This window comes from Parabacteroides sp. CH2-D42-20, assembly GCF_003670185.1.
In the GTDB taxonomy this organism is placed as follows: domain Bacteria; phylum Bacteroidota; class Bacteroidia; order Bacteroidales; family Tannerellaceae; genus Parabacteroides; species Parabacteroides distasonis.
Window position 1 is genome coordinate 82,556 of sequence record NZ_RAYG01000027.1, and the last position, 15,016, is coordinate 97,571.

The 15,016-nt window shown below is 47.3% G+C and carries 11 protein-coding genes and 1 tRNA gene; 3 read left to right on the forward strand and 9 right to left on the reverse strand.

Annotated elements, in window-relative coordinates; translation table 11 throughout:
• Positions 1 to 34: 34 nt before the first annotated feature.
• The 6 genes from D7V92_RS16035 to dusB all read right to left on the reverse strand — a co-directional run bounded on the left by D7V92_RS16035 (position 35) and on the right by dusB (position 9,563).
• Complete coding sequence (locus tag D7V92_RS16035; RefSeq protein WP_199718912.1) at positions 35 to 3,283, reverse strand: TonB-dependent receptor; 3,249 nt, start codon at positions 3,281 to 3,283, stop codon at positions 35 to 37.
• Between the two features lie 185 nt (positions 3,284 to 3,468).
• A complete protein-coding gene (gene uxaC, locus D7V92_RS16040; protein ID WP_036618707.1) occupies positions 3,469 to 4,872 on the reverse strand; it encodes a glucuronate isomerase in 1,404 nt (467 codons plus the stop codon).
• Entirely contained in the window at positions 4,869 to 5,543 is a 675-nt protein-coding gene (locus D7V92_RS16045; protein ID WP_005860016.1) for a bifunctional 4-hydroxy-2-oxoglutarate aldolase/2-dehydro-3-deoxy-phosphogluconate aldolase, read from the reverse strand. The genes uxaC and D7V92_RS16045 overlap by 4 nt, the downstream gene beginning before the upstream one ends.
• Before the next feature lie 36 nt (positions 5,544 to 5,579).
• The gene (locus D7V92_RS16050; protein WP_121773299.1) at positions 5,580 to 6,623 is read right to left on the reverse strand and encodes a sugar kinase; all 1,044 of its coding nucleotides are present in this window, start codon (positions 6,621 to 6,623) and stop codon (positions 5,580 to 5,582) included.
• Between the two features lie 82 nt (positions 6,624 to 6,705).
• Positions 6,706 to 8,274, reverse strand: coding sequence for an ATP-binding protein (locus tag D7V92_RS16055; RefSeq protein WP_022192377.1), 1,569 nt, complete (start codon positions 8,272 to 8,274; stop codon positions 6,706 to 6,708).
• 299 nt (positions 8,275 to 8,573) lie between these two features.
• Positions 8,574 to 9,563 (reverse strand): tRNA dihydrouridine synthase DusB, encoded by a 990-nt coding sequence (gene dusB, locus D7V92_RS16060; protein WP_121773300.1) that lies wholly within the window; start codon positions 9,561 to 9,563, stop codon positions 8,574 to 8,576.
• Positions 9,564 to 9,842: 279 nt separating this feature from the next.
• Between dusB and D7V92_RS16070 the strand changes: the two genes are divergently transcribed.
• The 3 genes from D7V92_RS16070 to dprA are packed head-to-tail and all read left to right on the forward strand — an operon-like array spanning position 9,843 to position 12,634.
• On the forward strand, positions 9,843 to 11,102 hold the full coding sequence (locus tag D7V92_RS16070) for a peptidase U32 family protein (protein WP_199718913.1): 1,260 nt from the start codon (positions 9,843 to 9,845) through the stop codon (positions 11,100 to 11,102).
• Positions 11,102 to 11,515, forward strand: a complete 414-nt coding sequence (locus tag D7V92_RS16075; RefSeq protein WP_005860009.1) for a thioesterase family protein — start codon at positions 11,102 to 11,104, stop codon at positions 11,513 to 11,515. Before D7V92_RS16070 ends, D7V92_RS16075 begins: the two co-directional genes overlap by 1 nt.
• Positions 11,516 to 12,634, forward strand: a complete 1,119-nt coding sequence (dprA, locus tag D7V92_RS16080) for a DNA-processing protein DprA (protein WP_121773302.1) — start codon at positions 11,516 to 11,518, stop codon at positions 12,632 to 12,634.
• Positions 12,635 to 12,962: 328 nt separating this feature from the next.
• Here dprA and D7V92_RS16085 read toward each other — a convergent pair.
• The 3 genes from D7V92_RS16085 to D7V92_RS16095 form a co-directional block, all read right to left on the reverse strand.
• Positions 12,963 to 13,044 (reverse strand) — tRNA-Leu (locus tag D7V92_RS16085).
• A gap of 72 nt (positions 13,045 to 13,116) precedes the next feature.
• Positions 13,117 to 14,133 carry a S41 family peptidase gene (locus tag D7V92_RS16090; RefSeq protein ID WP_005860005.1) on the reverse strand — a complete coding sequence of 339 codons (1,017 nt, stop codon included), beginning with the start codon at positions 14,131 to 14,133 and terminating at the stop codon, positions 13,117 to 13,119.
• Positions 14,134 to 14,144: 11 nt separating this feature from the next.
• On the reverse strand, positions 14,145 to 15,014 hold the full coding sequence (locus D7V92_RS16095; RefSeq protein ID WP_121773303.1) for a DUF3316 domain-containing protein: 870 nt from the start codon (positions 15,012 to 15,014) through the stop codon (positions 14,145 to 14,147).
• Positions 15,015 to 15,016 lie beyond the last annotated feature (2 nt).

Below are 15,016 nucleotides of genomic sequence, written 5' to 3' on the forward strand. Positions count from 1 at the left end.
CTTTGTTAATATGAATATCTTTTAAAATACCCGATTAGTATGTCAATTTGACTCCGACAGAGAATACGCGTGAAACCGGATACTTCAAGGCATCCCAACCGCCGGTTTCCGGGTCCATTCCTGAGTAGTTCGTGATCGTGAAGAGGTTCTCACCGCTAAGGTAAACAGACATCATGCTGTTGCGTTCTTGCAGGTGAGCGCATTTCCTGATAACATCACTCAAGTCATAGGATACGGTGAAGTTCTTCAAACGTAAGTAAGAAGCATTCTCCAGATACCAATCAGACGGTGTGCTAAAGTTGCTATTTGGGTCGTTTTTCGATAAGCGTGGAATATTCGACCCTGTATTCGACGGACTCCAAGCGTTCATGATCTCTTTTGAGCGGTTGAAGTTTCCTTCTACATCGCTTAAGGCCATATATTTACCTACATATAAAGCTTGTGCTCCACCTACGCCTTGGAACATAGCGCTTACGGAAAGCTTCTTCCAAGTGAATCCTCCGGAGAATGAGAATGTAGTTTTAGGTGTAGCGCTACCGCAGTATTGACGGTCTTCATCATTGATAACTCCATCACCATTGGCATCGACGAATTTCAAATCGCCGGCTACAGCGTCCGGTTGGATTCGTTTTCCGTCTTTGTTTACATAAGCGGCTGCCTCTGCGTCGCTTTGAAAAATGCCGTCAGTCTTGATCAGATAGAAAGAGGCCAGCGGTTCTCCTTCGGCTGTTTGATACATATATGGAAGGTTACGATAACTTCCATCGAAATATGCATCATTTTTGGTGATACCTGTCCAAACGCCCGGGATTCCGTCTGCGTTCTTTACCCCAATATCAGAAACCCAGTTCTTTAGATAAGAGAAGTTTCCGGAAACGAAGTACGACCAATCTTTATTTACTTGTTGGTTCCAATTGATTTGTGCCTCGAAACCTCGGTTGCGGACTTCACCTTGATTGACTAACATGGCATCGATACCGATCGTTCCCGGCCAGTTCATCGTTTGCGACTGGATCAAGTTGAACGTGCGTTTGTCGAAATAGTCGAATGCCATGCTCAAGCGATTGTCGAACATGTTCACATCTAGACCTAAGTCCCATTGCTCGGAAGTTTCCCATGTTAAGTTGGGATTTAATGCGGTAGAGTTATAGACGAAGTTTCCCCAAATCTTGTTCGATTCTACGCCGTACTGTGCCTGCTCCGACCAATAATTCTTACCTAATAAAGCTGATTTGTAATTGTAACCGATAGATCCCAGATTACCGACACGTCCCCAAGAAGCACGGATCTTCAATAAATTCAGTGTCTCGCTCTTCGGGAAGAAAGATTCATTAGAGATTTTCCATCCGGCTGTTACGGCAGGGAAGTCGCCATAGTTATTATCTTTAGGTAGACGGCCTGCGTAATCACGACGCCAAGAGGCTGTAACGAAGTAACGATCGTTGAAGGAATAAGCCAGACGGGCGATCAAGGATACGTTTGCGTCAGGACCGGTCAAATAATCGGTAGCGGAAACGGAATTCGCATAGGATAGATATTGTAAATAAGCGGATTCGTCAGATAAATCTTTTCCATTGACCTCTAGCCCTCGCTTGCTGTAATGATCGGCCGTAGTGGATAGTAAGACACCCACGGTGTGCATGTCATTAAACGTATTGTCGTAAGTCAATGTGTTTTCCGTTTTCCATGCGTCTGCACGGTAAGTCGTTTCATCCAGATTATTTGTCAAGGAGGGTTTTCCCACCTCGTCACGGATCGGGCTGAAGTTCTTATATAGATTATTCTTCAGGTTGTAAGTGAAACGGCTCGTGAACTTCAAGCCGGTAACGATATTAGCTAGTTCCAGACTGGTCGTACTCCAGATGTCGCTGGTTCGGTCATAGCGGTTTTCCGCTTCCAGCAAGCGAACCGGATTGACAGCGTCTCCGTGGATATCCGCGAAGTTGGAGCCATATTTGGCGATGTAATCCGGGTCTTCGGTCGTTGTTCCACCGTAAGTACCATCCAGCGGATTGTAAACCGTAGCGCTGGCAGGCATATACATAGCCGCCGCGACAACTCCCGTATAACCACTGTCGGTATCTTTTGAACGGCTTTCGTTGTTTTTCCAAACCACGTCTTCGGTGATAGTCACCCATTTGTTCAGTTTGAATTTACCGTTGTAACGAAGTGAAAGGTTCTTGTTGAAAGTATTGATCAATACACCTTCATCGTTATCGTAAGCAAATGAAACACGGTTGGAGGCATTCTCGGAACCAACATTCAAGGCTACGTTATGGCGTTGGTAGAAAGCGGTGCGGAAGATCTCGTCCATCCAGTTGGTACGTGTGGTACCTACCCATGGGTTCTTGGTCAAATCCCAACCGGTTGGCAATGTAAGCCCCGCATTTGCGTAAGACAGTTTTCGCATCTCGAGTTGCTCTTCCGCATTTAACGGCTCGATTACGTTGCTAGCTTTACGAACACCGAAAGTCGCGTCATAGCTCAACGAGGTCTTGCCCTCTTTCGCCTTCTTGGTGGTTACCAAGATAACACCGCCGGCTCCGGATTGCGCTCCATAGATAGCGGCAGAGGCAGCATCTTTTAAGACGACAATCGTCTCGATATCATTCATAGAGGCGATGGGTGCGCCGGGAACACCGTCAACAACCCATAATACGTTATCGCCATTCTGTGAGCCCTGTCCACGAATCACGATCGAGGGTGTAGCCGTCGGGTCTCCACCGTTCGCTTGTACGGTAACACCCGCTAACTGCCCTTGCAACATACTTTCGGTAGAGGTAACCGGACGGGCCACCAAGTCTTCCGTGTTGTTCAGCACGCCCACGGAAGCGGAGAGATCTTGTTTGCGTTGCCCCGCTCCATAACCGAGTACGACTACCTCATCCAATTTCTGCGTATCTTCTTCTAGGATGATGTTAAAGGTCGTTTTCCCGTTTATCGGGATACTTTGCGTCATATAACCGATATAACTGATCTCTAAGGTAGCGTTTTCCGGAACTTCCAGTAGGAAATCTCCATCGAGCCCGGTGATTACTCCGTTTGTCGTCCCTTTTACGATCACGTTCGCACCAATTACAGGAATCCCCGCCTGGTCTTTGACGATACCGGAAATCTGTTTCGTACTTTGTTGGTAGATGCTGGGACTCGGAAGTTCTAAGCCCGATGATTGCCCGAAGACGGGAGAAGCTTGAGCGGTTTGGGTACCTGCCACTATGCCACATAAAGACATCCCTACGCATAGATGCTTGACAGGGATGAAATCATAAAGCCGTTGTTTCATGTTTGCGTATTTTAGTGTTTATCTAAATCTGCCGCAAAAGTAGGCGTAATATGTGCGAGTATAGTGGAAGGTCTTATGAAGTGTTTGTGAATAAAATGTTGCAAAGCTGTTGCAGCCTTACTGCAACGCACGTGCAGTGTTACTGCGACAGGCGTGCAGTAACATTGCAATGCGGGTTGCAGTAATCAGAAATCAAAGTATCGTTTAGCGTTGTTGTAACTGATGTCCTCCACCATCTGTCCAATGAAGGAAAGCTCGGAGGCGGGCAATAAGCCTTTCTCTATCTCATTGCCTAGCATATTACAAAGGATCCGGCGGAAATACTCATGACGGGGATATGACAGGAAGCTACGGGAATCTGTCAGCATACCGACGAAACGGCTTAAAAGACCGAGGCTGGAAAGCGCATTTAATTGATCTTCCATGCCTTTGATCTGATCGAGGAACCACCAAGCCGCTCCATATTGCATCTTCCCGGGTACACTGCCGTCGTTGAAATTGTAGGCATTGGCTACCATCAACTCGGTGTCGCGGGGATTCAGGTTGTAAACGATCGTTTTCGCTAACAGCCCTTCTTGATCTAAACGGCTGAAAAAGCGGTTCATGGATACGGAGATCGGCTGATCGTCGATAGCGTCGAAACCCGTGTCCGGTCCTAATAACTTGAACATCCGTTTGTTATTATTTCGGTTAGCGCCGATATGGAATTGTTGTACCCATCCACTCCGGGCATCCATCACCGCCAATTCGTATAGCAATGCCGAACGGTATTTGCGAACTTCCTGCTCCGTGAGCGATTTGCCCATACGAGCCTTGAGGAAGATCACCTCAATCTCCTGCTCGGTATAAGGTTCGGCATAGAATGTATCCAACCCGTGGTCCGATAACCGGCACCCTTGGGCGGCGAAGAAATCATGTCGTTTTTGTAAAGCCTCCAATAAATGCTTGTAGGTGAGGATGGTCTTATCGGCAGCCTCCTCCAGCTTGGACAAATAGTCATTAAGCGCCTTGAAATTATCGATAGCGAGTACCTTGTCCGGTCGCCATGCCGGATATACACGAGTGTGGCATCCGTTTGAACGTATTTTTTGATGGTATTCCAAGGAATCTATAGGATCGTCGGTCGTACAAACGATCTCTACGTTCATCCGTTTCATGATGGCTTGCGCACGATACTCGGGGGTACGTAGTTTATCCGTACAAGTTGTGTAGATTTCCTTGGCGGAAGCCGGATTCAAGACTTTATGGATTCCGAATATACGGCTAAGCTCCAGATGCGTCCAATGATAAAGCGGATTTCGCATCGTGTAAGGCATCGTCTCGGCCCATTTAAGGAATTTCTCGTAAGGAGATTTATCTCCGGTGATATATTCCTCGGGAATACCGTTCGCTCTCATCGCCCGCCATTTGTAATGGTCTCCGCCCAGCCATATCTCCGTAAGATCCTCGAATTGGTGATTCTCCGCTATTTGCCGGGGATCCAGATGGCAATGGTAATCAATGATGGGCATCTTCGCCGCATGCTCGTGATATAACTCACGGGCCGTGTCGGTCTGGAGCAAGAAATCTTGATCTAAAAAGCTTTTCATACTTGACGATACTTTTGAATGATAGATAAGGCGTCGCGGCATAAATCGGTAATGGATTGCCAATCGTTTCCCGCTATCGCTTCTTTGGGAAAGAGTTTGGATCCCATTCCTACGCAGGTCACGCCGGCCTTGAACCAAGCGGATAGATTCTCCTCTGTCGGCTCCACGGCACCGGTAGCCATGATTAGGGTCCATGGCATGGGCGCCTTTATGTTCTTGACAAATGAGGGACCTCCTACATTTCCGGCGGGGAATATCTTGCAAAGGTCGCAACCTGTTTCTTGGGCAAAGCCGATCTCGGATACGGAACCGCAGCCGGGCGTATAAGGGATGAGGCGACGGTTACATATCTTCGCTATCTCCGGGTTAAACAGCGGACCGACTACGAAGTTTGCCCCTAGCTGTATGAATAAGGCGGCTGTGGCCGGGTCTACGATAGAACCTACGCCCAATACTAATTCCGGACATTCCTTGGCGGCGTATTTTACCAGCTCGCCAAATACCTCGTGGGCGAAATCTCCCCGGTTAGTAAACTCGAAGGCTCTGACGCCTCCCTCGTAACAGGCTTTTACAACTTGTTTTGCGATCTCTACCTCTTTATTATAATAGACGGGCACCATTCCGGTTTGGATGATAGCCTGTAATGTTTGTATTTTATTGAATCGAGCCATATTGGGAATTAAAAATTGAAAGTTGAGAATTGAAAATTAGCGGGAGACACGGCCGGAGGTGTCGCCGGACATGAGTTTTTCTACTTCCTCTACGGTTACTTGGTTGAAGTCTCCGTAGATCGTGTGTTTCAGGCAGGAAGCCGCTACCGCGAAGTCCAAGGCTTTCTGGTCGTCACCGGGGTAGGAGAGCAAACCGTAAATAAGACCTCCCATAAAAGAATCGCCTCCACCTACACGATCTACGATATGGGTGATGTCATACCGGCGGGATTCGTACAACCGGTTGTCGGCGTATAGCACTCCGCCCCATGTGTTATGATTGGCATTGATGGAGCCTCTTAGCGTGATGATAACTTTCCGGGCACGTGGGAAGCGAGCCATTAATTGGGTACATACCGACTGGAAAGAAGCGGCGTGTACCTCGCCTTCCGTGGCGGCAGCGTCGAAACCTTCGGGCTTGATACCGAAGACTTTCTCGGCATCTTCCTCGTTTCCTAGGATGATATCGCATCCGGCTACTAGTTCCGGCATGACCTCATGGGCTGTCTTACCGTATTTCCAGAGATTTTTCCGGTAGTTGAGGTCGCAGGATACCGTGATGCCCAATCGGTTTGCCGCCTGTATCGCTTCCAAGCATACGTTGGCGGCACCTTCGGATATGGCTGGCGTGATACCTGTCCAGTGAAACCAAGAGGCATCCTTGAATACCTCGTCCCAATCGATCATCCCCGGTTGGATCTCGGCGATGGAAGAATGAACCCGATCATATACCACCTTGCTGGCACGAGCGACCGCTCCGGTCTCCAGAAAATAAATGCCTAACCGTTCCCCTCCGTAAATGATCTTGGAAGTTCCGATACCCTGTTTGCGTAATTCCATAACGCAGGCACGGGCGATGTCATTTTTGGGTAAACGGGTTACAAACTCAGTCTCTATGCCATAGTTGGCGAGTGAGGCGGCGACATTCGCTTCCCCTCCGCCAAAAGTAGCGTTGAACTGATTGGCTTGGCAAAAGCGTAAATAGTCCGGAGTAGCCAGCCTAAGCATGATCTCTCCGAAAGTTATGACTTTCTTATTCATGGTGGTATAGTATTATGTTTTTCGCAAATGTAAGGGTTTATTTCGAATAATGTATAGCGTGTGTGCGAAAACATAGGCTTTTTTATTCCACCACCCACCGCTCAATGTTTCGTGTCTCGGAAGAAAAGTTTACACCGATCTTGAAAACCTTGCGTCCATCGTTGGCGAAAGGCAGGGCGTATCGTTTCTCGTCGATTTGCCGCAGGGCATCTTCCGCGGAGCCATTCAACTTAAACTCCATGATGTATATGTAACGATCGGTCTGTACGACGAGGTCGATACGACCGTTTGAGGTGTGGTATTCCACCTTGGCGTAAAGCCCGATCAGTCGGAAGACAATGAAAAGTACATTTTGGTAATGCAACTCCGTGTCTCGTTCCGGCTTTTGGCCGGCGATCACCTCGTAAGGGGTGTCGGCGAAGAAGCTTTGCAAGCGACGGAAGAAAGCGTCGTAATCACCATTCTCCACCTCCCGGACAAAACGCCCGATTTCGAAAGGAGTCTTTGGGGCGCTAACACTGGTGTAGAAAGGAAGCAGGTATTTGACAAAGCCTTCTTCTACCTCTAAATTGGGAAATCCTAGTTTATAGATACCAAAGCGAGAATCATAATCCTTGATCGTAAGGTAGCCGCTTTGGTAAATGACAGGGACAGGATTGCTAGAGGTTGAGTCGATACTATTCAGCACATCGGCATCGGTTTCGGTATTTGCCAGCTCATAGAGGTCGTAATGGGTGTGCTTGAGTAACTCTACTAAATAAGAAGGTGTTCCGGTCTCGAACCAATAATCCTCAGGCCGCATATATTTAAAGGTATTCAGCAGGCTGAAAGGGTTATAGATACCCGGTACGTTGGCTACGAAATGATAGCCGTCGTAACGCTTTTTCAGCAAGGAGCGTGTTTCATCATAGGTCAGTTCGAGGGAGGAGGCCAGTTTATGGATATCTCCGTCGAAATAAGTTAGTAACTCTGCTTCCGTAATCCCGCAAATCGCGGCGTATGGCTCTCGCATAGATATATCGTCCAAGTTATTTAGGTCGCTGAATACGCTCACTTTCCCGAACTTCGTGACACCAGTTAGAAATGCCAGCCGGATATATCCGTCCATGGTTTTCAACACACCGTAGAACGCCTTTAATATCGCACGATATGCCTCTTGAAGCTCTGCGTTCTCTAGGGCTTGGAGTAAAGGCTTGTCGTACTCGTCTACCAGCACGACAACTCTTCGTCCTGTTTTCTCATAAGCTCGGCGTATCACACCGGTGAAACGATCGGAAGGTGTGGTCTCCCTGTCATCCTTCCCCCACCGGTCTTCCCAAAGATTCAAGAAACGCCGTAGTATGCTTTCCAAGGCGCCTGCGTCTGAGTATTTCTCGGCATTCAAATCCAGATGCAGGATGGGATACTCCATCCACTCTTTCTCCAGATTCGCGATCGCCAATCCTTCGAATAGCTCTTTCTTCCCTTGGAAATAGGCTTCCAGAGTAGAGAGTAACAGGCTTTTCCCGAAGCGTCGGGGACGGCTGAGGAAGTAGTAACTTCCGGTATTCGCCAATTGATAAACCAAAGCGGTCTTGTCGACGTAGAGATAGCCGTCCTTACGAATCTTCTCGAAGTTCTGTATACCGATGGGATAAATAGTCTGGTTCATAGTGCCAAGTATTTAATGTGACCTATTGACAAAGATACGATAAGTTTCTTGATTTAGGATATAGAGTCCGGAAAAACAAAAAAGCCGCTAGTCCCAATATGGATGCGGCTTTTTTTGCTCCTCAATGAAACAATCTCACGATTCCCCCCTTGCAAAGACTTGTTAACCTTAGATCTAAAATACTATGAAAAAAACTCGATGCAAATATAAGGGGTTTTATAATATGCGTCAATAGTATTTGTAACATTTTATTGTAAAAATATCGCAAATAGGTTTCAATTTGATATATATCAAGCTTGTTATTCTAGAATTCCGTACTTTTTAGGAATATTATTCATAATTTCGAATAATTCGTTAACAGTCTCCGCACGTAGCATGGCGATCCGTGTTTGCTTGAAATCGGTAATACCTTTGAAGAGCGGAGTAGCTGCCAGATGACGACGAATATGTAAGATTCCCCTACGTTCGTCCAATCGTTCCACGCTTTGCTCCACTTGTTTTTTTAGGATATCCAGATACCAAGAGAAAGGCTCTTGCGGCAATAATTCCCCGGTCGTAAGATAGTGTTTTACCTCCCGGAAGATCCAAGGGCGGCCTATGCTAGCCCTACCGATCATTACGGCGTCTACGCCATAGTCCTCGAAACGCTGCTTGCATATCTCGGCGGAAGTCACGTCGCCATTCCCGATGATAGGGATTTGCATGCGAGGGTTATTTTTTACGGCACCGATCAAGGTCCAATCCGCCTCGCCCGTGTACATTTGCGCCCGTGTACGTCCGTGGATGGAGAGGGCGGCGATACCGCAATCCTGTAGTTGCTCGGCCAGATCCACGATAACACGGTTGTCGGCATCCCATCCTAAACGGGTTTTCACGGTGACGGGGATGTTCACGGCTTTCACTACTTCTTTCGTGATTTCCAGCATCAACGGGATATTGCGTAGCATACCGGCCCCGGCTCCCTTGCCCGCTACTTTCTTTACGGGGCAACCAAAGTTTATATCTAAAATATCCAGACGAGCTTCCTCGCAAATACGTGCGGCCTCTACCATCGAGGCTACGTCCTTGCCGTAAATCTGGATAGCGACCGGACGTTCATCATCGGAGACATTTAGTTTTTGCTGTGTTTTGTTCACACTGCGGATCAACGCGTCGCTCGATACGAACTCCGTATATACCATGTCCGCCCCGAAGCGTTTGCACATCAAACGAAACGAGATATCCGTCACGTCCTCCATAGGCGCCAAGAATACCGGACGCTCCCCTAAATCTATTGAACCAATCTTCATACCTTCTGTTTGCTAACTAAATAGAGATTACAAAAGTACTTCTTTTTGGGGAATAATTTTTACATCTCGTAAGATGATCGGTGGATGGAACAGGTGTTTTTAATAATCCGGATCATTTATGATATATTGATAGAGCTCGGATTGCCCCGCTTTATTTAGGATCTTGTGCTTCTCCAACTGGAACTATTCTTTCATGATGGGATGGAGGGTTTGTGCTTATAAGAAATCTTCTCAAATATTATTCGTACCTTTGCTACCGTAATATTAAAATATATAACCTTGAAAGAGAAGGATTTTGAAATAATGGCGCCTGTCGGTTCCTATGAATCGTTGATGGCTGCTATACAAGGAGGGGCCGACTCCATTTATTTCGGTATCGAGGGATTGAATATGCGTTCTCGCTCGTCGAATAATTTCACGACGGAGGATTTGCGTAAGATCGTCGCTATTTGCGGGGAACATGGTATCGAGAGTTATCTCACGGTTAATACGGTTATTTATGGTGAGGATCTTCCGTTGATGAGGGAGATCATAGACGCCGCTAAGGATGCGGGTGTCTCCGCCATTATCGCCGCCGATGTGGCCGCTATGAGTTACGCGAATAGCATCGGGCAAGAGGTGCACTTATCCACGCAGTTGAATATCTCGAACGTGGAGGCGTTGAAGTTTTACGCCCGCTTCGCCGATGTGGTCGTATTGGCTCGCGAGTTGAACTTAAAGCAGGTGCATGAGATTTATCAGGAGATCGTGAAGCAGCAGATCAAAGGCCCGAAAGGGGAATTGATCCGCATAGAGATGTTCGCTCACGGGGCTTTGTGCATGGCCGTGTCCGGTAAATGCTATTTGAGTTTGCATGAGATGAACGCTTCCGCCAACCGGGGGGCTTGCATGCAAATTTGTCGTCGTGCCTATACGGTGCATGACAAGGATAGCCAGATCGAGCTGGATGTGGAGAATCAGTATATCATGTCGCCGAAGGACTTGAAGACGATTCATTTCATGAATAAGATGATGGATGCCGGCGTACGTGTGTTCAAGCTGGAGGGGCGTGCCCGCGGGCCGGAGTATGTGCGTCTCGTGACCGAATGTTATAAAGAGGCGGTCAAGGCCTATTGCGAAGGTACCTTCGATGAGGAGAAGGTAGCGGTTTGGGACGAGCGTCTGCGCAGGGTCTTTAATCGCGGTTTCTGGGATGGCTACTATCTGGGACAACGATTGGGTGAATGGAGCAGTAAATATGGCTCCGGTGCTACCCGTAAGAAAGTGTACGTGGCACGGGGTATCAAATACTTCAGCGGAATCGGTGTCGCCGAGTTTGAGATGGAGTCCGGTTCCTTGAGAGTAGGCGATGAGATCTTGGTAACAGGTCCCACGACCGGAGCCGTTATGCAGACCGTCGATGAGATCCGGGTAGACCTGAAACCGGTGGAGGAGACCGTGAAAGGGGAACGCTTCTCGATAAAGATGTCCGAGAAGATCCGCCCGTCCGATCGTCTTTATAAAATGGAGAAAGTACAAATCGAAAAAGAACTACGATAATGAAGGAATATATTTTTAAACTGACAGACAAGGTTCGCGATTATGAGTGCGATTTGCAAGGCGTGGTGAATAACTCCAATTACCAACATTATATGGAGCATACCCGGCATGAGTTTCTGGAGTCGTTGGGTGAGAACTTTGGCGCCATGCATGAGAAGGGCATCGATGCTTTTGTGGCCCGTGTGGATATCCAGTTCAAGAACTCCTTGCGGAGCGGCGATCGGTATACTTCTTGCCTGAATGTATATAAGAAAGGGGTGAAACTGGTGTTCGAGCAAGATATTTACCGGGAATCCGATGGGGCGCTGGCTACTAAAGGAGTCGTGGAATCCGTTGTCGTAGAGAATGGCAAATTAACCAGAGGAGAATATTTCGATGAGATGCTAAAGCGAATAGAATCAAAACAAGCATAAATGACAGACAAACAGATTTACCAAATTGGCCTTACTATGATTAATGGGGTGGGAGATATCCTAGCCCGCCATCTTCTGGAAGCGTTGGGGGATGCGGAGGCCGTGTTTACGGAAAAGCGCCAGTCGCTAGAGAAGATACCGGGTATCGGCGATTCGATTATCGCCGAGATTAAGCGGGCGGATGTGCTCTTACGGGCAGAGAAAGAATTGGCTTTTGCCCAAAAGAACGGTATCTCTATCTATTTCTTGAAAGATATGAATTATCCGGAACGTCTGCGGGAATGCCCGGACGCTCCGGTTTTATTTTATTTCAAGGGGAACGCAGATTTAAACGCCGCCCATATCATCAGCGTTGTGGGTACTCGTAGGGCCTCCGCTTATGGGCAGGAAGTGACCGAGCGTTTATTGCGGGATTTGTCCGTGAGTTTCCCGGATCTATTGGTCGTTAGCGGACTCGCGTATGGCATCGATATTTGTGCCCATCGGAATGCGTTGAAGAACCAATTGCCCACGGTGGGCGTATTGGCGCATGGTTTGGATCGTATCTATCCTCCCGTGCATCGCTCTACGGCGATCGAAATGTTGGATCGGGGAGGTTTGTTGACCGACTTTCCTAGCGGGACGAATCCGGATCGGCAGAACTTTATCCGGCGAAACCGGATCGTAGCCGGTCTGGCGGATGCCACGATCGTTATTGAATCAGCGGAGAAAGGAGGCTCTTTGATCACGGCGGATATCGCTTTCTCGTATGGCCGGGATGTCTATGCCTTTCCGGGCCGGGTAACGGATATCAACTCTAAGGGATGTAATAGCTTAATCCGGCAGAATAAAGGAGGCTTGATCACTTGCGCTGACGATTTAATCATGGCGATGCGTTGGGATGTCGCTCAAAAGACAGACGCGTTACCGGTCCAAACCCAATTATTGTTTCCGGAGAACGAGGAGAGTGAACGGATCTTGTCGTTCTTGGAGACGCAAAAGGAATCTCATATCAATGAATTGTCCGTAGCCTTGAATCTTCCGATACATCAATTATCTTCTCTGCTCTTTGAGTTGGAATTGGATGGAAAGATAAAATCGATGCCGGGAAGCATCTATAAACGAATGAAACCCCTATAAATAATTAAAGCCTGTCTCACGACAAGCCCTAACCAAACTTTGTTAACCTTAAATCTAATACTATTATGAAAAAACCACAATGCAAAGATAAGCTTGTAAAGCCCCTTTGTCAAGGGTTTTGAGTATAACTTGTGTTAAACAACATGCCAGTCCGGTGTAAAAAATGTTTTTGAATTTGAAACTATACAGAATATGCGCAAAATCTTCTAAAATTAACAATTTGGATATTGTTTGTAATCCTTGATCTGCACAGTGCTTGTATATATGGAGGAGGTTTATCCATACTAAAAAATCCTTGTAAGCGAACTTACAAGGATTTCTGGATTTGTGCGGCTGAAGGGACTCGAACCCCCACGCCGTGAAGCATCAGATCCTAAGTCTGACGTGGCTACCAATTACACCACAGCCGCATTGGAATCGTGTGCAAAGGTAATGCTTTTTTATAAACTTGCAAATATTTGCGTTGTTTTTTTAGCGAAACCTTATTTCTTCTCGGTCTCGGACAAGAGGTGGGTGATCGCCGCCTCGATAATCGTATCTTTACCTTTCTCGATATCTTCTTGGGTCATAGAAACCTTATATGTAGGATCGATACCGAATTCCGTATGCTGTTTGTTTACATCTAGCATGGGAGACGCGGAGAAACGGACACCCCAGCCGTTGGGCAACTCGGAGTTAAAGGGGAAGCCACTACCGCCTCCGGTGCGATCTCCCATCGTCGTTACATAAGGCATCATGCGTACTTTCTGCACGAAATCGTTGGCGGCGCTGTAGCAATGACGATTCGTTAAGACCACAACAGGGCGTAACCAGCGGATACGCTCGGAAGGTGAGAGATAAAGGGGATAAGGTTCGGAAAAGTCATCGTGCCCTTTACCCGTCTTATGTTGGATATAGCCGGTCAGTATCTTTTCCTCCAAGAAACGGGAAGCGATGCGATCGGCGTTTGATAACATGCCACCGCCATTATCCCGGATATCGAAGATCAAACCTTTGCAATCCTTGAATTGATAGAATATGTGATCCAAACCGCTTTCGCCGGCCGAACTGGAAAAGCTACCGTAGTAAATATACCCGATCTGCCCGTCACTCAATGTCGTGTATTTAAGTCCTCCGGCGATCGAGTAGTTCCTTCCGAGATAATTCTCTTGTATGTCCGAGTCGAAATTATCCGGATAATCGAGATACCAATCCCAATAGCGGGACATATTGAAGGTGGATATCAAATTGGTATGCCCGTCTTTCAGCTCGTTTAGCATATCGCCTAATACGTCAAATAGGACGTATTGGTTCATCGTATCGCTTATCTGCGTCTTATAACGGTCGTGAACCTCGTTCCAATCAATGTCCTTGTATTCGAAGAAGCAGTAATTCTCATCCAATATTTTCCAAAGCGCCTCAAAGTTCTCCTGTGGGGAGGCCACGTATTCGTCCGATTTCTCACATCCGGTAAACAGGAATCCGAGAGATATACATATATATATAAGGTATCGTTTCATTTGATTTCCTTTTAATAATAAGCGCTTCTGAACCGCTGGGTATTCTTTAGGCGTTTTCCTCCGAAAGAGATAAATTCTTTCACGAGGCCGATCATAAAAGAGTGAGAGATTATATGAGACTGTATCCCATTGACATCTGTACGGTAAGAGCTGTTTAGGTAACCTGCCCGTATCGTAAAATTACAAACCGGGAAATCTACCGTGAAAAAGTTCTTCATGGCGAATTTATTATGGAAGGAATTGAATTGCACCACTCCCGAGGCATTCCCTAGGTTGAAGATCTCGTAATACGATTGCCCGTAATGGGGGGAGAATAAAACACCGGCGAAGGGGATCGTGAACTGGTAGCGTAGCGTCATGGGATATTCCTTGATGCGTAACTTATAGATCGCCATGGCAGAGATGTTCAAATCGATATCCGCTTTCGCCGAGGCCGGGTTATTTCCGTTACGGGTATTGTATATAAAACCACCCATGCCATGCACGGCACCACCCGCCAGAAGCTTTAGATCCGGCAATAGCGTGGGCAAATGATAATAGTAACCCAACGTATAATCGATAAAGCCCGCGAAATCCGTAGCGGTAGAGGCAGCATTATCCGTGCTAGCCAGATCGACGCTTATGATTTGCTGTCTGGATACCCGATAGTTTGCCAGTCGGACCCTCTTCATCCGTTCATTCATTACCCGTAATCCGGGGCCTGTATATTTCTTATCTTCCATGCTGGGAGATAAATAGGTGTCCATTAGGTTGTAGCTTCCTATACCGACCATGGTCCCGCTGTTGATAGACCAAGGGATCTCGTCTCCATCGGACTGGGCCTTGGCCGATGACGCGAGAAACAGCAGGAACAAACCAATCAAACAGGTGATAGCTTTCATAG